The sequence below is a fragment of the Haloglomus halophilum genome (genome assembly GCF_024298885.1).
GTDB lineage: Archaea > Halobacteriota > Halobacteria > Halobacteriales > Haloarculaceae > Haloglomus > Haloglomus halophilum.
Genome location: NZ_CP101166.1, coordinates 2,072,716 through 2,098,161, shown reverse-complemented (window position 1 = coordinate 2,098,161; position 25,446 = coordinate 2,072,716). Strand labels below are relative to the sequence as shown.

Genomic DNA, 25,446 nt, shown 5'->3' with positions numbered 1-25,446 from the left:
GCGTTAGGTGGCATCGGCCGATAAACCCGCCCGCGTATGCGTTTCTCCTGCACGAGAGCGGTTACTTATAGTAATTCTCGTGCCACCTCACGGACAGGTGAGTATCGACGACTGATGGACGCGGATACGCTGCACGAGCGCACACTCCGGCCCCGGACGCTGGGTCGGAACCTCCGGGACGCGGTTGCGGACCTGTTCTCCCAGGAGTTCTCCTTCTCGACGGGACATCTGACGGCGCTGCTGGGCGGCTGTCTGTTCGCCCCGTCGCTGTTGACCTTCTGGTTCATCAACGGGCTGCTCGACTTCTCCACCGCGGTCGCGCTGGGGACGGTCGCATCGGCGGCGGGCCTGCAGATCCGCCTGCTCGCCTACCTGCTGCTCGTCCCGACCTTCCTCCTGCTGCGGATTGGGGTCCATCTCGCGCACCCGGAACACCGGAAGCAGGTGCTGGCGGGCTCGTGCCCCCGGACCGATGTACTGAGCCTGGACTGGTTCAGCGTCGGTATCCTCGCGACTGGCCTGCCGCTGTCGCTGCAGGCGCTCGGTCCCTGGATCACGATGAACGTGGTCCTGCTTGCCGGCGTGTTGCTCGTCCCGCAGTTCGTGACCGGTCGTGCCGCGGTCGCCAGCAAGGTCGCCGCCATCGTCGTCGGGCCGGCGCTGTTCTTCTACGTGAAGTACGGGACAGTCGTGCCGGGGCTCCCGGAGCCGAGAGCCGTCCTCGGTCCGGTCGCTACGGTCACGCTCTCGGACGGCACCACGGCGCTGTTGATGAAGCTGGCGAACAGCCTGCTCGTGGGGCCGCTCCTGGTCGCGGGCTTCGCCGTGCTGATGAACTACCTCCTCACCCATCCGGAGGTCCGTGACATCCCCGTGGTCCAGCACAGCCTGCCGAATCGGGACTCCGTCCGTGTCGTGGGCCTGAGCGCCGCGCTGGGGACGGTGTTCTACCTCCTCGTCGTCGCCGGCGCCTCCGGCGCGCTCGTAGTCGTCCCCTGAGTACGGCACCTCGGGGGACAGGAACGGAGCTACCGGCTGCCATCTACCGCTACGGGAAACCATCGCGTACCGGATAACCGACGCACACCCGACCCGGATTTATTACCGAACCACTCGCCGGGACGGGTATGAGTACGTTCGTGGTGGTCGGCGGTGACGCCGCCGGCATGTCCGCAGCGAGCAAAGCCAAGCGCGACGACCCTAACCTCGATGTGGTGGTGTTCGAGAAGGGGGAGTGGGTCTCCTACGGGGCCTGCGGGCTCCCCTACTACATCAAGGGGGAAATCCAGTCGCTGGAGAGCCTGGTGTCGGTCACGCCGGAGGAGTTCCGCGAGGAGCGGGACATCGACCTGCGGACGGGCCACGAGGTCGTCGAGGTCGACCCCGAAAAGCAAACCGTGACCGCCCGCGGCCCGGACGGCGAGATCGTCCAGCCGTACGATTCCCTCTTGCTGGCGACCGGCGCCGCGGCCGTCACGCCACCCATCGACGGCCTCGACCGCGAGGGCGTCTTCACACTCGGCTCGATGTCCGACGGCGCGGACCTCCGGGAGTACGTCTCCCGAGCCCGCTTGGAGGACGAACTCATGCAGCCCGACCGGGGGCCGGCCTGCCAGTTTCTCGAGACCTGCCGCGGCCCGGTGGGCGTAGTCGGCGGCGGCTACATCGGCGTGGAGATGGCCGAGGCGCTTGCGGCCAACGACTTCGAGGTCCACCTGTTCCAGCGCGGCGACCGCATCCTCAAGTCGTTCAGCGAGGCGACGAGCCAGTCCGTCCTCGACCACCTCGGGGAGCAGGACATTGCCGTCCACCTCGGCGCCTCGGTCAAGGAACTCGCTGGCGGCGACCGAGTGGAGGCGGTCGTCACCACGGACGAGCGAGTCCCCGTGGATATGGTGCTGGTCGGGACCGGCGTCGACCCGCGGACGGACCTCGCCGAGGATGCCGGCGTCGAACTCGGGGAGACCGGCGCCATCGCGACCGACGCGTACCGGGAGACGAACGTCCCGGACGTGTATGCGGCCGGCGACTGCGCGGAGGCGACCCACGTCGTCACGGGCGAGCCGGCGTACGTCCCACTGGCGCTGACCGCTAACCGCCACGGTCGGGCCATCGGGAAGACGGTCGCCGGCTTGCCGACGGAGGGCGGCGGCGTCGCGGGGACGGCCGCTATCAAGGCATTCGAGGTGGAGGCCGCACGGACGGGCGTGCTCAACCACGCGGAAGCCCGCGAGGCCGGCTTCGAGCCGCTCACCGAGACCATCACGGCGAAATCACGGGCCGGCTACTACCCGGAGGGTGGCACCGTGCAGGTGACGCTGACGATCGACGAACCGTCCGGTCGCATCCTCGGCGGTAGTCTTGTCTCCGAGTACGGTGAGGGTGCGGTCCACCGGAGCCACGCTCTAGTCGGCGCGGTCACGGAGGGGGTCGCTGTCGACGAGTTGTCGAACTACGACCTCGCGTACGCGCCTCCATTCAACACCACCTGGGATCCTGTACTCACAGCGGCGAAGGTCGTTGACGGACAACGGTAAGTCGGATGCGCCGACGGGGGGCGGAGGGCACTAGCTGCCGAGGGGGCAGGGTTGCCCAGTGTCTCCGATGAAACGGACGAGAACCGACCTCCGAAAGAGGAGGGCACCGAGTCCGAAAGTGTGGTCCTATCGACGATCTTGCCGAAGCCCGAGAGATTCGAGGACACACCATACGGTTCCTCACTATGTTGTATCGGCAGATAACAAAGCGAATCTCCAGCTAGCAACCCGATTGCTCAGCAATAGAGAGAAGGTAGCCGATGAGCATGGAATAGAGGTTTATTCTGAATCGGTATCAGCTACTCGTATGGCAGTTCTCGTAATTGCCCAGGATACAAAATTCGCAGACTTTTTTATATGTGGATTACTGAGGGAGATTATGACAGAGGGGGTAAACAGGCGGACGGTTCTGAAATCTGGAGCGACGCTCGCGGGAATCGGGGCAGTCGCGGGGTGTACCGAGTCTGGAAATTCGGGGTCGACGGCCACCGGTTCACTTGAGGAACGAGCTAAAGACGAAGGAAAGGTGAAATTAGCAACGTCGATAACCGGAATTGAAGAGTTCAACGAGGACTTTGAAGCGGAGACTGACATAGAGTACGATCAACTCCGGACAGACGCGAAAAAGGTTGCTACCCGTGTTATTCAGGAGTCGAAAGCAGGCAAATTGAGTTTTGATTATCGCCGCGGCAGCGACCCCGATACGACTATCTCGATGTATGAGGCGGACGTATTCGCAGACGTTCCGGACTCTATCGCTGAGCGGTGGCCGGAGCGGGTGAGATTCAATGGGAAGTTAATCGCTGATTGGATGGGATTGAAATTGTCTCTTCTGTACGATGAGAAAGAAATAGACCGTCCTCCATCGACCCTCTCGGAGCTAGCAACCGACTTCGGAGGTGAGTACACGATGGACGTCCGTGACGAGTTCATCTGGGTCGCCCTTCGAGAACGGCACGGCGAACAGAAAGCTAAAGAGTTGGTTCGGAAGCTCGGGGAGGGCGCTGAGTGGCGAGATAGCCATTATGCCCCCCTCAAAGATATCGCACGAGGAGAGGTTTCGATGGCATTGACGTATAATAAGTTCAAATATTATGATGATTTCTCGGATATCGTTGCCGAGCAACAACTGGAGGACCTACCAAAAATTGTCCGACAGATCTCCAGTGTTATGTTGAAGAATGCAAACCATCCTGCGGCAGCCAAAGTATATATGAGATATAGTCAGGAGAATGTCCAACAATTTCTCCAGAACACGGGTCGGCCTGACGCATATTTTGATCCGAGCAATGTCATTGGAAATGATGAATTCTTTGTTTGGGATAGCGAGGCAGTTTCGAAAATTGATCTCGAAGCTGAGTCGAAAACCTGGAGAGATCTAACCGGGTTGAGTGAGTAAGCCGAATTAGAGAGCTTGAGTGGAATTTCAGCGAATATTAGGTCGATGGTTTACTCAGTGATGCTGTGTCATACGTTCCGGAGGTTGTCTTGTGAGGGTTGAAATCCGTGGACTGACGAAATCGTATGGTGACACCATCGCCGTAGACTCTCTTGATTTGGTCGCAGCGGAAGGGGAGTTGACGACACTACTTGGGCCCAGCGGCTGTGGCAAGACAACGACATTACGGTGTGTGGCTGGCCTCGAACTGCCGGATAGCGGAACGATCACACTCGGGAGTGATACAATCGAAGACCCGGGTTCAGGTGTCTCGACACCAACACAACAGCGCGATGTCGGATTCGTGTTCCAGTCGTTCAACGTGTGGCCACATATGAGCGTATTTGATAATGTCGCCTATCCGCTTCGTGTTCGGGGCTTGTCGAACGGCGAGATTCGCCGTCGAGTTACTGAAATCTTAAACCTAGCCGACATTTCTGAGCTCCAAGAGAAGCAGGCGAGTGTGTTGAGTGGCGGCCAACAGGCCCGGGTTAGCTTGTGCCGGGCGCTCGTGTACAAGCCAAAGGTTCTGCTCTGTGACGAGCCGTTGACCGGTCTGGATCGGAAACTTCGAAAACGACTCCAACAGGAGTTGAAGCGCATTCAATCCGATCTCGGGCTTACGACAATCTACGTTACTCACGACCAACCCGAGGCGATGGCTCTCTCCGATCGTATTGCTCTACTGAACACCGAGGGAAAAATCGAACAGTTCGGCATCCCTGAGTCTATCTATCGGAATCCGGTCAGCGAGTACGCGTTCAAGTTCATCGGTGATACACAGACGATTCCGGGTGTCGCAGTCGATTCGGATACTGTCGATACGGATATAGGACAGATTACGTGTGACATCGGGGAGTATCGTGGGAAGGTACATATCGGGTTCAGGCCCGAGCGTGTCATTCTCAACGAAGGAAACGACGGAGGACCGGCCCAAAATACGTGGACTGGAAGAATCCTAAATGAGTATTATCAGGGGGATGGGTACATACTGGATGTTGAGGTTGCCGACGAACTTCTCCAAGTGCATGTTCGTGCGGAGCAGTACGATTTAATAAGCGACTCTGGCGATGGTGGAGGTGAAATCCAGCTCGCAATCGATCCATCATTCGTTCACGTATTCGATGCTACCGATGGGACGGCTCTCGGCAGGAGCCCTGAAAAGACGGCTACGGAACCGACTCCCTGAATCCTCCCACGAATAAAGCCGTGGGATCTCCATAGGACACTATCCACCTGAGATGCGATAGAAGCATCCAACCCCAGCCGTGGTTACGAGCGTGGATACATCACCAGTTGTCCGTTTCACCCAACCCTAGACGGGAGATTTCGCCTCGCTCCCGCTGTAATCGGGTCTACCCGCTGCCTTCGAGGTGCTGCCCTACCCCTGTAACGTGATGTTCACGTTCTTTAGACGCGTGTGTTCGAGCAGTTCTTCTAGACACTCGGTCTTCCCCAGCCCGCTCTCGCCGAATCCGCCGAATGGGGCACCCAAGTAATGTGTACTGTGGTTGTTCACCCAGATATATCCTGCTTCCAGTCGGTCGACTGTCCGGTGGGCCTTATCGAGATTCGAGGTCCAAACGCTCGCGGTCAACCCGTAGTCTACATCGTTCGCGTTGTGAATCATCGTCTCCCAGTCTTCCCAGGGGAATACCGACAGCACAGGCCCAAAGGTCTCTTCAGTGGCGATACTGGAACCAAGTGGCGGTTCGAGCACTGTAGGTTGGAAGAAATTCCCGGACTGGAGGGACTCCGGCTTCGCTCCGCCAGTAAGCAGTCTTGCATCACGGTCGACGGCGTCATTTACGTACGAAGTAACCTTCTCCAGTTGTCGTCCGGAGACCACTGCTCCGATATCTGTTTCATCCTCGAACGGGTCGCCAATTGTCAGTGACTCGAGTCGGGTTACGACTTCGTTGAGCACTGATTCGTAGATATCACTGTGGAGGAACAGTCGGGAGGCAGAACCACAGGACTGACCCTGCCACTGCAGATTCATCCCATCTACAATTCCATCCGCGGCTGTTTCGGCATCAGTATCCGGAAAAACGACGACTGGATTCTTCCCACCAAGTTCTAACAAGAGATTGGACAGGTTCTGGGCTGCGTTTCGCATCACTGTTTTGCCGGTATGTGGACTACCGACGAGTGAAACCATTTTCACGCCGGGATGGGTAACCACGGCTTCGCCAGTCTCTGGCCCTCCAGGTAGGATGTTCACCAGCCCATCAGGAAACACATCTAACCCATCAAGCAGATGAGCGATGTACAACGCCGAGAGTGGTGTGTACTCTGAGGGTTTAATCACGATGCCATTGCCAGCAAGGACTGCCGGTCCAAGCTTGCGGGCAACAAATGCGGCTGGATGGTTGAATGGGATGATTGCTCCCACGACGCCGTAGGGTTCACGCTTCGTGAAGTCGACGGTCCCTGGCTCGGTCGGTATCGTCTCCCCTTTCAATTCAGTCGCTATCCCAGCAAAGTATCGCAGCGACTTCGAGGCCTTCTGGATGTCATCCGCCAACTTCGAGATACAACTACCGTTGTCAGCGACTTCCAGCCGTGTGAGCTCTTCTGCGGATTGTTCGAGAGAGCTTGCGACCAATTCAACCCGTTCCCTCCGGTCCCAGATGGAGATCTCTCGCCACTCCTCACTGGCCCGTTTCGCCCCTTTGACTGCAGCATCAACGTGTGAATCAGCTGCTGCCGACACGTCGGCGAGTTTGGCACCGGTCGACGGACTATATGTTTCGAAGGTCTCGCTCGATACTTTGAATGCACCGTCTACATAGAGCCGGCTCTCGATTGGGAGACGGATTTCGCGGCCGGACAGTGTTTCGAACTGCCGATATTCCACAACATCGTGCTATGACTGAACGGCAATATAAAACTGCTCTGGCGTTTCGAATTCGAGTCTCAGTACCAATCGCTACCTAGCTCACAGTTGCTGAATAAACCGTATCAGAAGTATTCAGGTTATATTACGGCCGGTAGCCAGTCGCGACCTCAATCAAGGAGGGACCCTCGGCCGCACATGCCGCCTGTAGAACGTCTCTCGCATCCTCTGAATCGTCAACCGTGAAAGAATTGACGCCGAGCGCCGCTGCAAGTTGTGTGAAGTTAATTTCGGGATTTGTAAATCGACCAAGGAACATCTCAGACTCCCAGCCAATCCCGATTTTGTCGTTGTACCCGCCTGCTCTCCATCCTTGGTTGTTCAGGACGATAACAAGCACAGGGAGATCCAACTTGGATGCAGTGTACAGGGCGTTTGGCCCACTGAACATGAATCCTCCATCCCCCTCAAAAATCACGACTTCGCGTTCCGGCGCACCGATTTGTGCTCCGATTCCTGCTGGAATGGCCCACCCTTGGACGCTGGATTTCATCGAGATACCGTAGAACTCGTCCGGTGAGTCGAACGATACGAGATCCATGAACGGGATCTCGTCACCCGCATCGTGAAACACAGTGAGACCATCGCCAACCACCTCTCGAAGATTTTCGACGATGGCTTCGAGCGGGGTCGGTCGTTCACCGCTCATTCTGTCGGCAAGGAGCTGCCGCTCGCGCTCCACTCTGGTCTCGTACGCCTTACGATGTCGGCTGACGAACTGGTCCGCGTCGTCGAACGATTCTGGGCCCTCGGCCGAAACAGTTCTGTTGATTGCTTCAAGGATACGGCCTGGATGACCGACAAGTGCGATGTCGGGGACGACTTGTTTACCGATGTCGTGTGCTGTCGTGGCGATCTGGACGATTGTCTTATCGGTATCGAACAGGTTATACTGATTTCGGACGGTTTCAGTGAGTTCGAATCCCACGAATATCAGCAACTCAGCATCCTCAACAGCAGCCGAAGCCGAACTATAGTCGCCACCAGTTGAGTGACCGACAAACAGCGGGTGGTCGTTCGGGAAGGGGAGGTACGATCGTTTACCCTCTGCGACCACGGCGGATTGAGTGTACTCCGCAAATTCGATGATTTCGTCGGTCGAATTGTGTTTCCCAGCTTCAGACCCGGCGAGTACGAGCCGGTTCGACGAGTTTGTGAGCACCTCAGCGACACGCTGGATGGCCTCACTGTCCGGCGACGTGTCGCTGTACGTCGTTGTCGTTCCATAGCGGTTGTCGACGTTGTCAAGATCGGCCTGGCTTTCATAGAGGTCCATCGGGAAGGCAAGATGGACCGGCCCCATAGGCGGGGTTGTCGCGATGGTCACGGCTCGATTGACAGCCTCGGGAATCCGGTCAACGGTGGGAACTTCGAATCCCCATTTGGTGTATTGTCCGGTGCTTTCGGTGATACGATCCGGGACGGCAGCGTACTGGTCCCGACCCTGAAGTTGCCGACTGTTCGTCGTTGTTGACATCACCAGGGGAGTTCTCTCTCCCCAAGCCACCTGTAGCGCCGGGAGCACGAATCCGGTCCCGGTAGACTGGTAGACGTTTAGGAAGGCAGGCTGTCGTGTCGCTCGACTGTATCCCTCCGCGATGAACCCTAGTGCCGTCTCGTTGAGGCTAGTCACGTGGCGAAGCGTGTCACTCTGATGGACTGCTTCCACGAACGGGAGTATCCCGAACCCAGGGATGTTGAACACTGCCTCGATACCTTGATCTTCCAGCGATGCGACAAGTAGGTCGGCCCCGGTCACTGATCCCACGGTAGGCTACGCTATACGTCCATCAGCAGTCTGATAAAGATAGGGTTTGCAGGGATAATGAGATATCGAACTCACGCCCTATCGAGCCAATATATCTTCGCTCGTGGCTCATCATCTACTACAATCCAGAGTCGGTCGACAACCGCATATATTGCAGAAGCATGTACGGGACAAGCGAAAGGACGCTAATAACCACAGCTAACGAGGATGCGGTTTTGAAATATCCTGCCTGTAGGACGAGCAACATCTTCACGGACAGAACCTCTGAACCGGTTGCATACAGTAGAATTGCGATTGGGATATTCCGGACAACGGAAACAAAAATGTGCATCCACCCGGCGACAAAGTCATCAGAGACCAGTGGAAGGACAATACGCTTGAACGTTCCCAGGACGTTGTCGCCGGCGACTAGTGAAGCGTTGATGTTATCTGCGCCGATCCGGGTCAACGCGGGAGAGGCATAGCGCATCGCTATTGGGAGAGCCTGCCCATGTAACCCGAGTAAGAGGATGCCCAAAGTTCCGTAGAGCGGCGTACGGATAAACGCGACCAAGAACCCCAGACCTTTCGCGATTCCAGGGACTGCGAGCGTCACCGACGCTAAGAACGAAACTGCGCCGCCAGTGGGAAGATCGATGCTCTGGTGTGCATACGCAATGAGGAGTCCGAGTATCATAGCGGTCGTAGGGACGATGATGCCAACGGAGAGCGTGTTGACGAAGACACGGACCATATTCGAGATTCCTTCCGCTTCTCCAGTGATGAGTCCAGTGTAGTGAGTGAGAGTGAACTGTGTGGTTTCGAAGCCGAGCGCGTAGCCGGCATATACTGAATCCCAGACGACTGCGGCAAACGGGAGTACCCCCGCGACACAGACAAACGCAACGAGGGCCAGGTAGGAGAGACCCCGCCTGCCGGTAGTAGTCACGTACTGGGTTCCGGCTCCGGTCTCCTCGCCTGTGATAGTTGAGTATCGCCCGTTCGCGTTCGCTGTAAGGCGCATATAGTAGAGAACCGGAGCTGCCGTTACAACCGTCACGAGGACGGAGAATGAGAGGGCCTTGCTGTAACTGAACGAAGTCCCCGCGAGGAACAGGTTCGGAATCGCCGATCCGAACGTGAAAATCTGCCGTGGGACGCCAAGAACACTCGGTGTGGCTACCGTTGCCAGCGTACGAGCGAAAACAAAGATCGCAGTCGACAGGATGGAGGGGAAGATTAGCGGGAGAATGATTTCGCGGAACGTCCGAAGGCGTGATGCCCCCGCGGTGAACGACGCTTCCTCCATCGCCCCGGGAAGCGATTTAACAGCCGGAAGCACCAGTAGGTAGGCAATCGGGGCGGTATGTAGTCCCTCGACCCAGACCATCCCTGGAATAGAGTAAATGGAGTACGGGGCAGACTCCAGTCCGAGCGCGCTGGTGAGTGCGACCGTGATGAGCCCGCTATCGCCGAGTAGGATAATCCACCCAGTGAGTGCGGCTACACTCGGAATCCCATAGGGAAGGAGAATCAGTAGCTGAATCTTCGAGTCAGGGAAGTACTTCGCCACCGTGACCGCTAGCAGCGTCCCAAGGACGAGCGCAACAATAGTGGTTCCACTCGTGTATAATAGTGTATTTCGGGTGATATCCACTAGAAGATTGGTGTTGGCGAACAGTTCCGTGTAGTGCTCTAAAGTAAGCGAGACTGGGCCAGTGATTGGGAACTCGGAGACAAACGAGTAGACAACCATCAAGCCCATCGGAGCGGCTACGATAATTGCTGCCGCTATCCAGAGGATACTCTGGAGAACTCGCTGGGCTCCGGTGTTCGCTATCCATCTCCGGAGTAGCTGTTCACGCATCGGCTGCCCTGTGTAGACCGGATAGCTGTCTCAGTTCGTATACGACAAGGGGACAATCAACGTATGGTCCTATCCTCATCCGTCAATTTCGACCCATTCGACTCGCATGCCACGCAGAATATATATTGACCGGTACAGCTTTCATTGCCTGATGGGATTGGAATCTCATGAATATAGTACTCGCGTCTGTCGATTGTGCGCGTCCGGATGCGTTTACCCACAGATTCTATGAGTGCTCGAAAGCGCGTGGAACCTATTTCGACACCTGCATCCCCCAAGCCGCACTCACGAGTCCCTCTCACACATCGATTCTGAGTGGGCAGACTCCAATTAATCACGGAGTACGGTATCTCGTGAACTACGAGACAGACGCGACGACACTCCCCGAAATTCTCTCCGAGGCAGGATACAACACCGCAGCATTCGTTGGAGGACTCCCGCTCCCGACCGGGAACCTCGACCAGAAGTTCGACACCTTCGAGTATGTCGATTCGGCTGACGATCAGCGGGAGGGTCGGAAAACGTTCGGCCCCGCGAATCTCCTCGTCAATCGGGCGATTAACTGGCTAGACGAACACGACGATGAGGACAATTTCGTTTTCCTCCACTGTTTTGACCTACATTTCACGCTGCAGGCTGATTTCGGAGGTCGAGATCCACCATCTCTCGACGAGCAAAACCGATACGAGAATGTTGAGCAGTACATCGGACGGCAACAGAGACGATATTACGATGAAGCTGATTTCGTTGCCAGGCAGCTCGAACTCCTGCACGAACTCGTCGATATCGATGTGTCAGTATTAACTGGCGATCACGGCTCGAAAATGCCCGGGGAACACGGATACCCGTGGGTGTACAACCACCGAGACGAGCGTGTCGGGACCCAGTTCAGAGCCGTTGAGCTCTATGATACTGTCATCCGGGTTCCCTTGATTTTCGCAGGCGAAGCAGTCCCCGACCGGACTGTCCACGAACAGGTACGCTCAATCGACATCGTCCCGACCCTCCTCGATATTCTTGAGATCCCATGTCCAGACGTAGATGGGGACTCGCTCCTGCAAGGTGACTATCCGGCGTTTGCCTATACCGAGACCTATCATGGCCAATTATGTGCAGCTAACGCCTTCGCCGCTCGGATGGCCGAGCGAACTGAGTTCGGCTGGGACGACCTCGATTCACTCGTCAGTATCCGTTCGAACGAGTGGAAACTCATCTGCACGGCCAACGGTGAATTGGTTCCACGTGAATTGTATCATATCGCTCTGGATCCTGGGGAGGACCGAAACGTGATTGATTCCCATGAAACCATCGTAGAAGAGTATCTGGACCGATTGAAGAGCGAAATCGAAGACGACACCCAGCGGTTCGCGGCCGCGAACGCTGTGGATGAGGAGACCTACCTCCAACTGGAGGATCTCGGGTACTTCTAGAGAACATCCCCGCCCCAGACCTACAAACAAAATGGCGTCCGGAGAGTGTTACGCGCTGTGCCGGTCGTCATCTGTGAGCAAATCCTCGTCACGAACGTACCGCCGATCATGGTATCTGATGAGGTTCACTCCTGTTTCGTAGTCAGGTTTCGCGTCGACTTCTTCACCTATTGCGTCTCGGATCAGCATATCGTACTCGTTCACGCCTGCCTCGGCATTGAGACAAGAACTACCCGAGAATCGGGGATTAATTTCGATGAGATACGGTTCCCCTGATTCGTCTACCATATGCTGGACGTTCATCGGTCCCGCTGGCTCGAGTGCCTCAAACGCTTCGACGCAAGCCTCTCGCACGTTCGCGTGATTGCGCGTGGCTGCCCATCGTGCGTATCCCCTACGCTCCATCACTTCTTTTATAACGGCGGAGAGAAGCCGATTATCAGCTGTCACGGCCAGATTTGTGGTGTAGTCAGTGCCATCAATGTATTCCTGTATGAGTAAGTCCGCGGGCTTGTGCTCGGACTCTGAAAGGTACTCTCGTACCCCGTCTTGTGAATGAACGAGTTCAACGCCACGAGCACGTGACCCCCACCGTGGTTTGATGATACGGGGGTACTGCTCTTCGGGGATTTGTTCGTATCCGTCTACTGTCCTCGTGTTCGGAATCTTGAGCCCCTTCTGTTCGAACCAGTCGTACGCTTCCTTTTTGTCAAGTGTATTCCTGATTAGCTCGCGACGTGGGAGGACGAACGGAACCTCTGCCGGAATAGCCGACCGCAGTCTGTCGATCTCCTTCAGGTCTTCGTCATTCAGGGGAAGGACGACATCGACACTGTACTCTTCGACGAGTTCCGCGATTGTGTCTGGCCACGCAGCGTCCTGAACTGGCGGAACGACTGCAGCATAGTCAGCGAGGTAGAGTCCGGCTCCGCGGGGGTCAGCGCTGGTAGCGACAACTTCGTGGGGACTCCGTTCGAGTGCTTCTAGGGCTCCGATTCCGCTGCCCTTCTCTGCAGAGGTCGTAAGTACCCGAGCCATCACCTTGGTCGAGAATACAACACGCAATAAATCCCTACTCTTACTCAGCCGACACACGGGGTGACAACCCTGTTGAGGGTGCCGTACTGGCCCGGGGAACTGGCATCGTCCAACAGCGTTGCCCTACAGCCCCGAATAGTTATACACCGCTGGTGGCATGGAACTGTTCGATGGCCGAACAGATTGACGCATACTCGCATATCATGCCGCGTTCGTTCTTCGAGGCAGTGTGTGATATCCATCCGAAACAGGAGTTGACAGCACTGGAGAATGCGCCCCATCTCTGGGATATTGAGCAGCGTCTGGGGGTCATGGATGAATTCAGTATTGATAAACAGGTATTGACCCTCGCACGCCCACCTCTATGGCAAGGTCTGGATTCGGAAACCGCCCGCCCTCTCATTCGGCAAGCAAACGACGAAATCCGTCAAATTGCTGAACAGCACCCAGACCGTTTTATTCCGGTTGCGACGCTACCGTACGGTGGTGACGCCTCGCTTGCCGAACTCAACCGTTGTCTTGTCGACCACGATATGGCAGGTGTTCAACTGTACTCCAATGTCGACGGACAGCCGATCGATAGTGGCGTCTATGATCCGGTTTTCGAACGGGTAAACGAACTCGGTGTACCGATTTGGCTCCATCCTCAACTCCACGAGTGGCACCAGTGGACCGACGAATACATGGAACACAAGATGCTGGGTTGGCCGTTCGACACGAGTGTCGCCCTCTCGAGGCTCATCTTCACTGGTGTGTTCGAGCAGTACCAGAACCTCCGAGTGATCGCCCATCACGCGGGAGGGATGCTTCCGTTCTTTGGAGAGCGGATTCGCTCGTTCTACGAGACGCGTAAACAGTATCCAGATGTCTACCCTGGGGTCGACCTCTCACAGCTCTCCCAGTCCATCGACGACTACTTCAATCAAATTTACGCGGACACTGCGGTCAGTTCGTCAGTTCCTGCGCTCCGCTGTGCACTGGAGTTCTTCGGCCCTGACAACCTTCTGTTCGGCGTAGATTATCCGTTTGGCCCGGATGCGGGCCGTTCGTGGATGGACGGCGGCATCGAGGCTCTGGAGGCCCTAGGACTCGATGTGCAGACCCGACAGAGTATCGGTGGAGCGAATCTCCGTGCCCTGTTAGCTCAATAATCGTCGAGATATCTCAGTAGGCATGATTCATGTTGAGTTCCTCGGGCCATCAGGTGTGGGGAAGACTACACTCCGCACGCAAGTGGGGGAACGGATTCCGAATACAATACATGGGAGAACAGGGGTAAAGGAGTGCCTCTATCGAGCGCACCCACGCGGTCGCCTTATCTCGAAGCTACCCACACAGGTTGACGATTGGATTCTACGTAGGCACTGGCGGTGCTATCTGAAGGGGCATCACATCCGTCGCTGCCTCGTCAAGCATCCGCAAATCGGAGCGAGGACAACCGAGATACTTCAGGCTTGTAGGAGTGACATGGGGATACTAAAATCAGTCAACGCGGACTCACTCCAGGAGCACGTCCACGAGGAAATGGCGATTTCGCACCTGTTCTCAACATATACTGATGACCACGAGACGGCGATAATCGATGATGGGCTCTATCAGTTCTTCCTGTTCCTGCTGGTGGGTGAGCAGACGTACTCTCCGACCACGCTCATCGAATCGCTCCCACGACCGGATGTCCTCGTCATCGTTGATGCTCCGACGGATGTATGCTTCGAGCGGCAGGAGACTCGCACGAGGGGACGAATCGGACCTTTCAGAGGGCTTGATGACCAAGAGGTTATGAGATTCATCGACGCAATGCGGACTGCCGTGGACCGTCTCGCGGAGGTAAGTAGCCAACAAGGGATTCGTACGATTTGTCTCTCAAATACGGAAGGCTTGGAGACGGCAGCAGAGACACTCGTTGACGCACTTTCGACCGATAGACCGGGGTGAGTGGGAGTGCCTCCCTGAGTTAATCGCTTAGTCGCCCTCCAGTTGTGCGGTGAACTGTCTCGTATCAGCGACCGTTTTGTAATCTGGGTTCACTGAGAGGATATCTATTCCGAACGAGAGGAGGTCTGCTACGAGGCTTTCGTTAGCAGCTGCCTGTCCAGCGATACAACTCTTGATATCGTATTCGTTCGCGATAGAGATGACACGCTCGAAGAGGCTGAGCAGTGCTGCTGACGTCTCGTCGTACTTCGATTGGAGTCGGTTATTGTTTCGATCAATAGCTAGTGTGAACTGAGTGAGATCGTTGCTCCCGAACACAACGAACGAAATATCGTCAACGAATGCTTCGAATGTTAGGGCAGCCGCTGGTGTCTCGACCATCACACCAAAGCTTATCGCGTCTAATCCGGCCTCAATCGCCCGAGACTTCCAGTCGTCGTACTCTCCGGGAAAGCGAGTCATCGGCGGGAACAGCCCGATGTTCTGATGACCTCGGTCACTCAGTCGTCTGATCGCGTCAAGTTGTACGTCGTACAATGTCGGTTCCGCTATAGATCGTGAGACACCACGCCATCCCAGCATTGGATTCTCCTCTGGTTGCTCGTATTGGCTACCGCCGTCCATCTTCCTTAGCTGCCGGACCGAGAAATCATCTGTCCGAATCCAGACGGAGCTTTCGTACGCCTCCAACACTGGTTCGATACGGGTCGCCAGTTCAGCCACTAGCTGCTCTCGTCCGTGCCGTCTGATGTACGCTTTCGGATGCGTATTGTCTAAAATATCCAGCAGCACGAATTCAAGGCGCATGAATCCGACTCCGTCGGTGATATCAGGCAATGCTTGACGTCTCGCGATGACTTCTGGGAAGCCGAGGTTGATTGCGACGGTAGTATCAGTTTCTGGATATGATAGATTGCTATGCACCGGTTGGAACGACTCATCAACAAAGCGCTTGCCCAGGTACACTTCATCTGTTCGGAGGGTTAGAATCTCACCTTCAAACTGTTCGATAGATCTGGAGATGTCTGAGAGACACGGAATATTGAGCTCCTTGGCAAGGACGATTCCGTGGTCTGTTCGCCCAATGTTTTCACAGAGTAGTGCTTGTGCACCAGATCTGATTATATCATAGAATAGTACGACATTATTCGTTTTATTTGCCCGCCGACCAATATATGCGATATCCCCCTCGCTTATATCTCCTAAATCTTGGTGGTCATTAATACAGACTAGTCTCCCGGAGAGACGTTTTGCAGGCCCCAGAGAAAGCCCTGATTGGATGGGTGTTAGATTGCGGTTCATGCTGCTTTCGAAAGGGAAGGAATATGATTTGAATGAATCTTTTGACCTTGTGGGAATCCTTCACCAGTGATGTTCAGCCAGATGAGTGGGTAGAAAGTATCTCCCAGATAGATAGAAGTTGGTGCGCGATTTTTCAGTCTCCCGCCGAAGAACACCCCAAGAAGGTCGTGCAGCAGTCCCCGGCCACGGTCATCGTCGTTCGCTGACCCAACCGATTCCGCTCGCCAGAGAACCTTGACAAGAGTGCTACCGGAAGAATTCAGGTCGACAACCCCTCGTCAGGCAGCAGAAACCGGCCCCCCGATAGCATCGATAATCTCCTCGGCGGTGCTGCTGATACGCGCCAGCCGAGTCCGAACGGCATCGAGCTTCTCCCCCGCCCACGCCGCCAAGTAGAACGCTGACCCGCTGGGGTCCAGACCGTAGTGGCGCCCAACGATGTAGGCAACCGCCTCGGCTTCGAGTTCCCGCTTGGCGCGCTCCGGCTCGTCCTCGACGTCGAAGTGGAGGATGGCGTGGGCGTACTCGTGGACCAGTGTGGTGGCGAGGTCCGCATCGTTTGCCCGGTCGACCACCTCAACGAGTGGCTGGCCCGTCATCGGATCGGGCTGATGGCACACGCCAGACGCCTCTCCGTATGACCACGCCGCCTCCGAACGGACCTGCACGGAGACCCCCAGCGAGTCGGCCGCCTCGAGCACCTGGGAGACGAGATTCCCAGCATCCCCTGTCGTCGCTGTCTCCAGCTCCGGGAGCGGCTCCCCCTCGGTCTGGGAGATGTCGAACACGGGCACGGGCTTGAAGCCGACGAGTCCCCGATTCCACTCGTCAGGCGGCGTCTCGTCGTACTCGCAGTCGCTCCGCTCGTGGTACGACTCGCTGTTCTCACACTCGGGGCATCGCTGGGTGATAATCGGCGCCCAGATCCAGATCGCCTGTTCGCCCTCCTGCACCTGCCGGTCGAACTCCTCTTGCCACGTCCCGTACCCGGCGACCCGCGTCGCATCCGGATACTGGCGCTTGATCAGGAGGGAATTCCGGTAGGAGTAGTCGTGGAAGGCCGCCTGCATATCGAGCCACGCCTGGAACTGCTCGCTGGTCCTGGCTGATCCGGCCTCGTCGAGCAGGTCGTCGATCCAGGTTTCGACGGCCGTGGCCATCGCATCGTCGCGGTCCTCCCGGTCGTCGAACTGCACCGGCCGCTCCTGGGGCTGTTCTGTCGAGGCCATCAGCACCGCCCCCGGTTGTGGCTCCCTCGTTGTCGTGCATGCGATTCGTCGCCGACATCGTATGGATCGCTCTGCTGCATTCGGTCTCACGAGGCACGCCTTCCAGCGCCCCTCGCCCGTCAGGGGCAGATAAACCAGAAGCGAGGCGAATGGAAGGGACTCTCTGAGCGGCAGGCTGAATCGCTGGCTGGCTACTCGGAGACGGTATGGAACTGTGACAGCACGTCCTCTGGGACCGGGTTTGAGTACTCGAACGCCTCATCTTCACAGAGCGTAGCGAAGTCGCGATCGGTAGTGAGGAGTACATCAGCTTCGGCCTGCCGGGCCAGTGCGATGTAGAAACAGTCGTACACGTCGTGGTTCTTCTCGGAGCTGATCTCGTAGGCATCGAGAATCGTCTGGGGGGTCACCTCGGGGGATTCCATCGGGTATTGCAGTAGTGAGCTCACCGCATTTCGAGCGTCAACCGTTGAGAACCCGAGATCCTCCAGTACCCACTGAACCCGGAGCGGAAGATAGCCGAACATGAGGAGTGTCTGCTCGCCGTGAAGGGCCGGGACAAGTTCGTTCGCCACGTACTGATGGCCTGGATGGTCCTCGACCAATTGGATGGAAACCGCATTCAGGTCAGGGAGAACCCGCATTCAACGACCCCCGAATGTCGCATCACCCGCATCCCGGAATGCGTCGGCATCCTCCCACTCGTCTTGGGACTTCCCGGATGAGAGGGTATGGAGATCGGGAAGCTGACGGACGAGACGGATATCGGAGCCCTCTCGGACAACTTTGAATGTCGTTCCTGCGTCCAGATGGAGCTCATCCCGGAGTGCTTTCGGGATCGTCAACCGACCCCGATGGTTGATTTCTGCCTCCCCGTACTCCTCTTCCTCGGGCGTGCCATCAGTCCGACTCATCTAATCACCATATTTGAATCGGAGTGATTCAATCACCATTAGACTAGGGGTAACCAATACGAACTGATCAGTGGTGCAGGTCGTGGCTGCGCGCACAGCGAGCGCAGCGAGCGAGCACGGAGCGGAGGGTGGGGCGGTGGCTGGCGGGTGGTGGGCACACTCCGAACAACGTCCCAGCACACGACACACCGGAACGACCGGACCGCCCCTACCGCCGGGGGTCCGCGTCGAGCATGTCGTCGTGGAGCGGGAACCACTCGCCCTCGTAGCTCAATTCCTCTCCGGGACGCTCGACACCGCAGGTCTGGCACTCGTACGCGTCCGAAGCGCCGAGGTCGATCGCGCGCATCTCGCCACCGCAGACAGGACAATTTCCGTCCATGCGCGACCCGCCGCGTCGGGCCGGGATGATACCGCTCGCGTCCGTCGACGCAACCCGAGTGAGGGCTCGCAACTCGGGTCCGTCGTCGCAACCGACGTGTTTCACCCGGCCCGACGCGAAGCGGATGGATGGAAATGGAGCCGGTCGAAGGTGGCGAGGAGCACGATGCCGAGGCGCGGACAACACCGTGCCAGGCCGAGACTGAGCGTCCCCGGACGACGAGAATACAGGGGGAGTCCGCCCCAGACGGACACGCGCAGCCCGGACCCTCCAGTGGGGACGACCCCCCGACACACGACCCCGGGCCTCAACGGAGCCGAACACACCACGCTACGGTCGTGGCTGCGCGCACAGCGAGCGCAGCGAGCGAGCACGGAGCGGTGGGTGGGGAGGCGGCTGGCGGGTGGTGGCCATCACGAAAGAAAGAGCGGGGCAGCCCCGCTAAGCCCGGTCAGGGAAGACGACCTGACTGTCGGCAGTCAACGCGAGCGACACCCGCCCCTGGTACCAGCTCGTCGCGGCCGCCCGAATCCGAACACGTTCACCCTCATCGATCAACGGCTGGCGACTCTTCTGCCAGACCGTCACCTTCGTTCGACCTGTCTGGTCTTCCAACAACCCGACTTGCTGGATTGCACTGTTCGAGGGCGTCCAATCCTCAATCCACTCACCCTCGACCGAGACCTCCTTCCGGGGCACGTCTTCCAACTCCCCGATGGGCACGACCGTCCCTGCACGCCGGCGCTCCGCGTCCAGCACGTCCAGCGTCGCCTCGGTGACGCCCTGCCCCCGAGCGACCCGTTCAGCCAACTGTCGGCTGATGGCCGCCCGACTGCCGCATTCGCGCACCGTCTCCTGGATTCGCTGCGCCTGCTGGTTGACCTCCGCCAGCGTCGCCGCATCCAGCTTTGCACGCGGGTCCGCGCTGTCCGGCCCGGCCAACGGGTCCACGCCCGCTCGTCGCCGGGCGAACGTCTCACGCTCGCGCCGACTGCCATATGCCGCCGTCACCCGCGCTTCCGCCTCGCGCCGCTCGTTCACGGGACCATCCGACCGCGATCGCGTCCGGGCCTTCTCCTGCTCACGCGCCTCCCACTTCTCCTCTGCAACGAGCGTCATCCCGTACGGGTGCTCACGCTCGGCTGTCCCGTCGATCTTCGCGATCGTCTCCGAATCGATCTTCGCCTGCGACCGCAGCTCCACTGTCGCACGCAGTTCGGGCTCCTCCGCCTCGACCGCAACCTGTTCATCCGCCGACTCGACTGAAACCTTTTCACCGATTACGTTGTTACTCGACATTGCGGTATTACCTGAAGTCGCTCACCAGAGCGTCCGACGCCCCGTGTTCCAGCACGGGGCACCTTCCACGACCGACCGAACCAGCACCAGCGCTCTCGCTCGCGCCTCCGAGCGCCCCGCAGGGGCGCGAGCGAGAGCGCAGTCTGCTCGGGCCCCAACCAGTCACGCGCGCCAACCGGGCGGGCGCAAACGTCCAGCGGAGTTAGGCTGTCACCGAGCGAGCGTAGCGAGCGAGGGCACTCCCGAGCACCTACCGGAGCGCAGGGAGCGACCGCCTAACCCGCTGGCGTCAAACCGGACGCCCGGAACGGCGCCGCAGGCGCCGCACGCCCGGAACGGTCGGTGACGAGTGCCGCGCCCGCCCGCACGTGGCGAGCGTGACGGGCCGTCGACGACCCACCCCAACCACCCAGCAGACGCTCGGCTCGGCAGCTCACCCCAGCACCAACAACGGAGCCCCTCCGCTTCACGAACCCGAGCTGCGAACCGGCCGCCCGCCAGCCGGCAATCAGTTATCGCGCAACGCCTCGACCGGGCACACGACGAACGCGTCGTCCCGATCCACGAACTGGCCGATATCCCGATCGCGAGCTCGCGAGGTCTCACGCGAGAGCCACCGCGTCAGGTCCCCACGCACCTCGGCGCGGGACTTCGAGACGGACTGCCACCCGATGCGGGCATCGTAGAGGCGCTTCTCGAACCACCAGCCGTCCTCCTCGGGCAGATACCGGACCAGCTTCGACCCCCAGAGGTTACGCGACCGGTACTCCGCAGCCAACTCACCTTCGGCAACCGCCGCGAGCACCCGGTCGACGAGCGCTGCGATCGCGGCGTCGTCCCAGTCGTTCGGTATCGCCAGGTCGATTTCGTCGAGCGGCTCGAAGCCGGTTGGGAACTCGGTACAACGGGTCGTATCGGGAGTATCCGAATCCATAGTCGCTCCGCGGGGCAATCGCCCCGCCACCCGTCGCGGGGGCCACAAACCAGCGGGAGCACACACCGAGCAGGCGGGCTCATGCTCGGCACACCACGGGATCGGGCGGGGCTGAAAGGGGCCAGTCGCTCGCCCCGGTGAAACGACGCAAGCACCGCAGCAACGCGAGGAGCGCAGCGAGTCGCAACCGGGCGAGCGACTGGGGGCTTTCAACACTAGCAGCCGAGTGACACCACTGCTACACGAATTTTTTAGCGATATGCGGAGTAGATTCGGCACATAAATTGAAGTAATTCTGAAAATAACGGGAGAGGAAGATGAAACTACGCGACCTCATCGATAGGGACTGGAACAGCTACGAGCGAAAACGATTCATCAAAGACGATACGAAGGCGAAAACCGACGATTTCGACCCCGAGGCGTTCAAGCACGATGGATTCAGCGATCGGGAGAAATATCTGAGAACGTACGTTCCAGCCCTCGCCGATGAGGAACGCGTTCGAACGGAACTCAATGACTTCACGCCGCCACGGCTGAGTTCGATCAACGATTCTCCGTATCAGGCCCTCGTCATCCGGTACGGGATTCTCCGACAACTCATCCAGCAGGCCGGCTACAGTATGGAGAAAAGCGACCTACTGGACGCAGTCCAGAACTGGCAACTCACCCTTATCGAGCGCTATGAGGACGGCGGGTTCTCCGAGACCGACGATCTCCTGCATCTCGCCCAGGCAGCGGTCGACTACGAGAACAATATCGACGACTCGGAGCTCCATATGATGCATAGCTACTTCGAACTCCACAATCGCGCCCAGGAGAGCAAACACGAGTACTACACGTGGCTCGACGTGTTCCACCGGCTCTCAGCTATCGATCGCTTCCCGAAGGTCTCCCGGTCCGACAGCCCCGAACACGCTCGCGACACGATTGAAAAGGGGCTCTGGTCGCTTCAGGAGCAAGCACTTGTCTACGAGGTCAACGGTGAGGACTACGACGAACTCGTCGGCATTCCGGAGGACTACATCGAGGTCGTCCGGGACTGGCTCTACTACGAAATGTCCGACGAGAACTTCCTGCAGATGCTGGAGACGCTCGAACCGTTCGATCGGCAAGCGGTATTAATCGAGGCCCGGGAAACGTTCGGTGTCACGGGGAAGAACTATGGCCGGAATCAGGAACGCCGGGAGAACATCGTCGCAGCCGGAGTCTATCCGAGCGAGCTCCTGAAAACAGTCGTCTCGAAAGAGGATCTGAAGGCAATCGTCGACCAGTACAACCTCGATGCACACAAGCGGAAAACCGACGAGATGGTAGCCGCGATTATCGAATACTTCGAGCAGTCACAGAAGACGGTCGACGATAGCGAGCCAGCAGTCGATCTGTATCTGGAGGTCTTCGAGGAAATCGCGAACGGGGCGGTCAAGCAAGTGCCACCCCAGATCCAAGATCTCGTCGATGCCGATAACGCCGAGGAGAAACTCGATATCCTGTTCGAGGATGCAACAGCGGAGATCTTCCGCGAAGCCTTCAATCTGAAAGGGACGAACCAGCTGGGCCAGCAAGCAGGTGGTGTGGTCGCAGATGGCGAAATCGAGCAGGATGGCAAGTGGTTACTCTGGGATAACAAGCGCAGACGCCGGAAGTTCCGGCTCGGAAGCGACACGCGAAGCAAGATCAAGAACTACATCGACACGAAGGACGGCCAGCACGACGTTGAATGGTTCTTGATAATCGCTCCTGACTTCACAGACCAGGCAGCGACAAACGCGGAGCAGTTGGAGATGCAGACCGGGAAAGACATCCGGTTGATTCGGGCAGTCGACTTCAAAGAGTTAGCAGAGGTGTGGCGGGAACGGTATGCAGCAGACGACCGCGAATTGCCGTTGTCTATCTTCTACGGCTCCGGACTGTTCAACATGGATACGGCTACAGACATGCTCGAGACACAGTTCTCGTGATTTTCGATTCATTCGGAGGCAGGCATTCGTGTTCACCCTTCGTCAGGCACCACTGGCTCGGCCTCCAGATCGATGATTTCTCCATCACCGACATTCAGTGCCGACCGCAGCATTTCCAGATGGTCGTCGGGCCCCCGAACAGTGCCTCGAGGTTGGACAGGAACTGACTCCGACAGCTCCGGCAACAGCTTGTGTACCGGGCTCCGAGCTCAGCAACTCTCTACCCCCCAGAGCAACCATCCCTGGGGCCTCAGACAGATTCGCCGTCCTGTCCAGGACGGTCACCATCCGACTGTATCGATACAGCAGTAACTCGCAGACGTCGGCCGAACCACGTACTCAGCACGGCGACGAGATAGAACGTGAGGAAGAGCCCAACCGTCCACAAGGTTCCTCCATCGACGGGTGCGGCCGGGGCGAGTGCAGACGCGACGCGTTCGAGACCGAGCCCCCCGTCGTAGGTGAGTATCGAGACGAGGTACGATGGGAGGAACGCGAGACGTGGCAGGCCGCCGTAGCTGTAGATATCGACGACGGTTGGGAGGAGCCAGCCACCACCCAGGAGCCCGAACAGGGCCAGCGTCGAGAGAGCCATCCAGCTCGAACGGGCCTTGGCATCGGCGGCTGCGCTACGCTCGGTAAGATAGCCCTCAAGCGTACGCAGATTGGACGGCCGCTGTCCGAATGCCTCGATATCGTTCTCCGAGACCGTGTTGTCGAACTGGAGCGAGCGAAACTGGTCGGCACCCATGGGGAAGCCGGGGAGTTTCTCCCCAACCGTCAGCCCGAGGCGAGCGACAGCCATCGGAATCGGGAGGACGAAGCAGGGCCGTCCTTCGGTATGATACACCTGCTTGGCCACGTCAGCCAGCGTGAGTGTATCGGGGCCGCCGAGTTCGTACACCGACCCGACGTGCCGGTCGTCCTCGACCGCGTCTACCAGCATCGAGACGAGGTCGCCAACCCAAATCGGCTGGAACATCGTCGCCCCACCCCCTGGGAGTCCCGTCAGGTAGGGCGTCGTCAACAGCTTGGTGAACGGGATGAACTCACCACCGTCGCCGAAAACGACCGACGGGCGGACGATGACCCAGTCGAGCGCAGCCTCCTGCACGACGCGTTCGGCTGCACCCTTCGCACGGATGTAGGCTGTCGCCCCGTCGGGGTCGGCACCCAGAGCGCTCAACTGGATCAGTCGCTCCACATCGTGTGCCTCCACGGCTCGCACGACGTTTCGGGTGCCACCGAGATGGACTCGCTCGTGCTGTTCGTTGCCACCGGCTGGCGTGAACAGCGGCGAGAGCGCCACCAGATTGACCACGGCATCCTGACCAGCGAATGCCGACTCAATCGAGTCGTACTCGGTCACGTCGCCGGCGACAGTCCGAATACCATCCGGAAGGGGCTCGTCGCCGGGACTTCGTGAGAGGGCGGTCACCGAGTGCCCCTGCTCGTGAAGCGTTCGGCTCAGACGGCTACCGATGAAACCGGTTCCGCCGACAACGAGTACATCCATGGGAGTCACTACGGCCACCTCGGGATTGACGATATCTGCTGGCGGCTGTGACACCCCCTGACGGACGCGTCAGCAGTTGGCGGTCAGGTCCGGTCGCCGAACGAGAACGGGCGTGAAACCGACGGCTCGATCGGATCGGCGTCGTCCCGATACCGCTCGAATCGCTCCTCGCCCCATCGTATGAGGTCGGGGTTCTCGGAGACGACACAGGCCCGAAGCTGCCCCTCGGCATCGTAGGCACCGATGATGATGCGGTCGTCCCCGAGCGTGAGCCCGAACCCGATGGTCGATGGATATCGGTAGAGATCGAGCACGTCGACACTCGTGACGATGGTGAACTCGGCGGGATTCAACTCCCGGGCCCGCTCGATCGTCGCCGTCGAGAGAACCAGTTCCGTGTGCACACCGTCCAGCGCCAGGTCCGCATGTGCCTCGTGGAAGAGCCGACTCAACACCGGCGATACCATGCGGATGTGGTCCGTCTCGAACGTCCTGATGTGTTCGAGATAGCAGTGGACCGGTGCCTGGGGGTTGTCGCCCGTTGCAGTCGCGAGCGTGGCATCATCGAGCCACCGTGGCTCGGGCGCATGCTCCCGATCCGGGAGATGGGCGAAGAAGTCGCTGAATGCCTCGATACGCTCGAGAGTCTCCAGATATGCCGTGTGCTCCTCAACGACGAGCTCACCGGTAACCGTGAGTCGATACTGGCCGGACTCCTTGACGGCCCAGCCGCGATCGACGAACTGACCGAGATGCCGCTGGACGCTCCGTCGTGAGAGCGGCAGGTCCGACGCCAGATCGGCTGGGGACCCGGCACCCTCCAAGAGACGAACCAAGAGTTGTCGCCGTTCTGTCGACCCTGCGAGGAACTGTGCGGCGTCCGCTGCCGGCATATCTGATTCTAAACGCCGGCTACCGAAAACCCTCGCATCAGGTCCTTGGGAGGGTCGCCCAGCGAGAGGGGGTCAATTCGCCCCATATTCGGTTTCCAGCCACCCCTCCCAGGTTACCGACCCGAGCG

20 protein-coding genes and 1 pseudogene are annotated in these 25,446 nt (G+C 58.5%); 8 read left to right on the top strand and 13 right to left on the bottom strand.

The genetic code is table 11. The features are described from left to right. Positions 1 to 114 precede the first annotated feature (114 nt). The 4 genes from NL114_RS10145 to NL114_RS10130 all read left to right on the top strand — a co-directional run bounded on the left by NL114_RS10145 (position 115) and on the right by NL114_RS10130 (position 5,164). On the top strand, positions 115 to 999 hold the full coding sequence (locus NL114_RS10145) for a hypothetical protein (RefSeq protein ID WP_254820797.1): 885 nt from the start codon (positions 115 to 117) through the stop codon (positions 997 to 999). Positions 1,000 to 1,127: 128 nt separating this feature from the next. Next, entirely contained in the window at positions 1,128 to 2,537 is a 1,410-nt protein-coding gene (locus NL114_RS10140; RefSeq protein ID WP_254820796.1) for an FAD-dependent oxidoreductase, read from the top strand. 307 nt (positions 2,538 to 2,844) lie between these two features. Then, positions 2,845 to 3,936, top strand: coding sequence for an ABC transporter substrate-binding protein (locus NL114_RS10135; protein ID WP_254820795.1), 1,092 nt, complete (start codon positions 2,845 to 2,847; stop codon positions 3,934 to 3,936). A 91-nt stretch (positions 3,937 to 4,027) separates the two neighbouring features. Beyond that, positions 4,028 to 5,164 carry an ABC transporter ATP-binding protein gene (locus NL114_RS10130; RefSeq protein WP_254820794.1) on the top strand — a complete coding sequence of 379 codons (1,137 nt, stop codon included), beginning with the start codon at positions 4,028 to 4,030 and terminating at the stop codon, positions 5,162 to 5,164. A gap of 192 nt (positions 5,165 to 5,356) precedes the next feature. Here NL114_RS10130 and NL114_RS10125 read toward each other — a convergent pair whose 3' ends face one another. From NL114_RS10125 to NL114_RS10115, 3 genes are all read right to left on the bottom strand, one after another. Continuing rightward, a complete protein-coding gene (locus tag NL114_RS10125; RefSeq protein ID WP_254820793.1) occupies positions 5,357 to 6,835 on the bottom strand; it encodes an aldehyde dehydrogenase family protein in 1,479 nt (492 codons plus the stop codon). Positions 6,836 to 6,959: 124 nt separating this feature from the next. Further along, positions 6,960 to 8,633, bottom strand: a complete 1,674-nt coding sequence (locus NL114_RS10120; protein WP_254824670.1) for a thiamine pyrophosphate-binding protein — start codon at positions 8,631 to 8,633, stop codon at positions 6,960 to 6,962. Between the two features lie 127 nt (positions 8,634 to 8,760). Beyond that, positions 8,761 to 10,488: an ABC transporter permease gene (locus tag NL114_RS10115; protein ID WP_254824669.1), complete on the bottom strand. Its 1,728-nt coding sequence runs from the start codon at positions 10,486 to 10,488 to the stop codon at positions 8,761 to 8,763. A 167-nt stretch (positions 10,489 to 10,655) separates the two neighbouring features. Between NL114_RS10115 and NL114_RS10110 the strand changes: the two genes are divergently transcribed. Then, the gene (locus tag NL114_RS10110; protein WP_254824668.1) at positions 10,656 to 11,918 is read left to right on the top strand and encodes a sulfatase-like hydrolase/transferase; all 1,263 of its coding nucleotides are present in this window, start codon (positions 10,656 to 10,658) and stop codon (positions 11,916 to 11,918) included. A 48-nt stretch (positions 11,919 to 11,966) separates the two neighbouring features. Here NL114_RS10110 and NL114_RS10105 read toward each other — a convergent pair whose 3' ends face one another. Further along, positions 11,967 to 12,956, bottom strand: a complete 990-nt coding sequence (locus tag NL114_RS10105; RefSeq protein WP_254824667.1) for an ATP-grasp domain-containing protein — start codon at positions 12,954 to 12,956, stop codon at positions 11,967 to 11,969. Positions 12,957 to 13,126: 170 nt separating this feature from the next. On the opposite strand from NL114_RS10105, the gene NL114_RS10100 reads away from it, so the two are divergent. Next, a complete protein-coding gene (locus NL114_RS10100; RefSeq protein WP_254824666.1) occupies positions 13,127 to 14,107 on the top strand; it encodes an amidohydrolase family protein in 981 nt (326 codons plus the stop codon). A gap of 316 nt (positions 14,108 to 14,423) precedes the next feature. Continuing rightward, positions 14,424 to 14,891, top strand: a complete 468-nt coding sequence (locus tag NL114_RS10095; RefSeq protein ID WP_254824665.1) for a hypothetical protein — start codon at positions 14,424 to 14,426, stop codon at positions 14,889 to 14,891. Between the two features lie 27 nt (positions 14,892 to 14,918). Here the strand turns inward: NL114_RS10095 and NL114_RS10090 are convergent, their stop codons facing one another. From NL114_RS10090 to NL114_RS10060, 7 genes are all read right to left on the bottom strand, one after another. Then, positions 14,919 to 16,193 carry a putative PEP-binding protein gene (locus NL114_RS10090; RefSeq protein WP_254824664.1) on the bottom strand — a complete coding sequence of 425 codons (1,275 nt, stop codon included), beginning with the start codon at positions 16,191 to 16,193 and terminating at the stop codon, positions 14,919 to 14,921. A 278-nt stretch (positions 16,194 to 16,471) separates the two neighbouring features. Continuing rightward, the gene (locus NL114_RS10085; RefSeq protein WP_254824663.1) at positions 16,472 to 17,422 is read right to left on the bottom strand and encodes a DUF955 domain-containing protein; all 951 of its coding nucleotides are present in this window, start codon (positions 17,420 to 17,422) and stop codon (positions 16,472 to 16,474) included. A 191-nt stretch (positions 17,423 to 17,613) separates the two neighbouring features. Beyond that, positions 17,614 to 18,066, bottom strand: a complete 453-nt coding sequence (locus tag NL114_RS10080) for a type II toxin-antitoxin system VapC family toxin (protein WP_254824662.1) — start codon at positions 18,064 to 18,066, stop codon at positions 17,614 to 17,616. After that, positions 18,067 to 18,336 carry an AbrB/MazE/SpoVT family DNA-binding domain-containing protein gene (locus NL114_RS10075; protein WP_254824661.1) on the bottom strand — a complete coding sequence of 90 codons (270 nt, stop codon included), beginning with the start codon at positions 18,334 to 18,336 and terminating at the stop codon, positions 18,067 to 18,069. A gap of 208 nt (positions 18,337 to 18,544) precedes the next feature. Then, positions 18,545 to 18,685: a hypothetical protein gene (locus NL114_RS10070; RefSeq protein ID WP_254824660.1), complete on the bottom strand. Its 141-nt coding sequence runs from the start codon at positions 18,683 to 18,685 to the stop codon at positions 18,545 to 18,547. 474 nt (positions 18,686 to 19,159) lie between these two features. Further along, the gene (locus NL114_RS10065; RefSeq protein WP_254824659.1) at positions 19,160 to 20,017 is read right to left on the bottom strand and encodes a DNA-binding protein; all 858 of its coding nucleotides are present in this window, start codon (positions 20,015 to 20,017) and stop codon (positions 19,160 to 19,162) included. 508 nt (positions 20,018 to 20,525) lie between these two features. After that, a complete protein-coding gene (locus NL114_RS10060; protein ID WP_254824658.1) occupies positions 20,526 to 20,951 on the bottom strand; it encodes a DUF8030 family protein in 426 nt (141 codons plus the stop codon). Positions 20,952 to 21,268: 317 nt separating this feature from the next. Between NL114_RS10060 and NL114_RS10055 the strand changes: the two genes are divergently transcribed. Next, positions 21,269 to 22,909 (top strand): restriction endonuclease FokI C-terminal domain-containing protein, encoded by a 1,641-nt coding sequence (locus NL114_RS10055; RefSeq protein WP_254824657.1) that lies wholly within the window; start codon positions 21,269 to 21,271, stop codon positions 22,907 to 22,909. 634 nt (positions 22,910 to 23,543) lie between these two features. Here the strand turns inward: NL114_RS10055 and NL114_RS10050 are convergent. Both NL114_RS10050 and NL114_RS10045 read right to left on the bottom strand, forming a co-directional pair. After that, positions 23,544 to 24,425, bottom strand: a pseudogene (locus tag NL114_RS10050) (complex I NDUFA9 subunit family protein); the annotation flags it as partial. A gap of 83 nt (positions 24,426 to 24,508) precedes the next feature. After that, positions 24,509 to 25,318, bottom strand: a complete 810-nt coding sequence (locus NL114_RS10045) for a helix-turn-helix transcriptional regulator (RefSeq protein WP_254824656.1) — start codon at positions 25,316 to 25,318, stop codon at positions 24,509 to 24,511. Positions 25,319 to 25,446: the final 128 nt, after the last annotated feature.

What these genes read in the sequence shown, in the direction of transcription:
- NL114_RS10070 (WP_254824660.1), bottom strand. Translation starts at nt 18,685, where the DNA reads ATGCGCGCGATCGACCTCGGCGCTTCGGACGCGTACGAGTGCCAGACC.
- NL114_RS10145 (WP_254820797.1), top strand. Translation starts at nt 115, where the DNA reads ATGGACGCGGATACGCTGCACGAGCGCACACTCCGGCCCCGGACGCTG.
- NL114_RS10115 (WP_254824669.1), bottom strand. Translation starts at nt 10,488, where the DNA reads ATGCGTGAACAGCTACTCCGGAGATGGATAGCGAACACCGGAGCCCAG.
- NL114_RS10110 (WP_254824668.1), top strand. Translation starts at nt 10,656, where the DNA reads ATGAATATAGTACTCGCGTCTGTCGATTGTGCGCGTCCGGATGCGTTT.
- NL114_RS10095 (WP_254824665.1), top strand. Translation starts at nt 14,424, where the DNA reads ATGGGGATACTAAAATCAGTCAACGCGGACTCACTCCAGGAGCACGTC.
- NL114_RS10085 (WP_254824663.1), bottom strand. Translation starts at nt 17,422, where the DNA reads ATGGCCTCGACAGAACAGCCCCAGGAGCGGCCGGTGCAGTTCGACGAC.
- NL114_RS10080 (WP_254824662.1), bottom strand. Translation starts at nt 18,066, where the DNA reads ATGCGGGTTCTCCCTGACCTGAATGCGGTTTCCATCCAATTGGTCGAG.
- NL114_RS10045 (WP_254824656.1), bottom strand. Translation starts at nt 25,318, where the DNA reads ATGCCGGCAGCGGACGCCGCACAGTTCCTCGCAGGGTCGACAGAACGG.
- NL114_RS10065 (WP_254824659.1), bottom strand. Translation starts at nt 20,017, where the DNA reads ATGTCGAGTAACAACGTAATCGGTGAAAAGGTTTCAGTCGAGTCGGCG.
- NL114_RS10055 (WP_254824657.1), top strand. Translation starts at nt 21,269, where the DNA reads ATGAAACTACGCGACCTCATCGATAGGGACTGGAACAGCTACGAGCGA.
- NL114_RS10090 (WP_254824664.1), bottom strand. Translation starts at nt 16,193, where the DNA reads ATGAACCGCAATCTAACACCCATCCAATCAGGGCTTTCTCTGGGGCCT.
- NL114_RS10075 (WP_254824661.1), bottom strand. Translation starts at nt 18,336, where the DNA reads ATGAGTCGGACTGATGGCACGCCCGAGGAAGAGGAGTACGGGGAGGCA.
- NL114_RS10100 (WP_254824666.1), top strand. Translation starts at nt 13,127, where the DNA reads ATGGCCGAACAGATTGACGCATACTCGCATATCATGCCGCGTTCGTTC.
- NL114_RS10140 (WP_254820796.1), top strand. Translation starts at nt 1,128, where the DNA reads ATGAGTACGTTCGTGGTGGTCGGCGGTGACGCCGCCGGCATGTCCGCA.
- NL114_RS10060 (WP_254824658.1), bottom strand. Translation starts at nt 20,951, where the DNA reads ATGGATTCGGATACTCCCGATACGACCCGTTGTACCGAGTTCCCAACC.
- NL114_RS10135 (WP_254820795.1), top strand. Translation starts at nt 2,845, where the DNA reads ATGGCAGTTCTCGTAATTGCCCAGGATACAAAATTCGCAGACTTTTTT.
- NL114_RS10105 (WP_254824667.1), bottom strand. Translation starts at nt 12,956, where the DNA reads ATGGCTCGGGTACTTACGACCTCTGCAGAGAAGGGCAGCGGAATCGGA.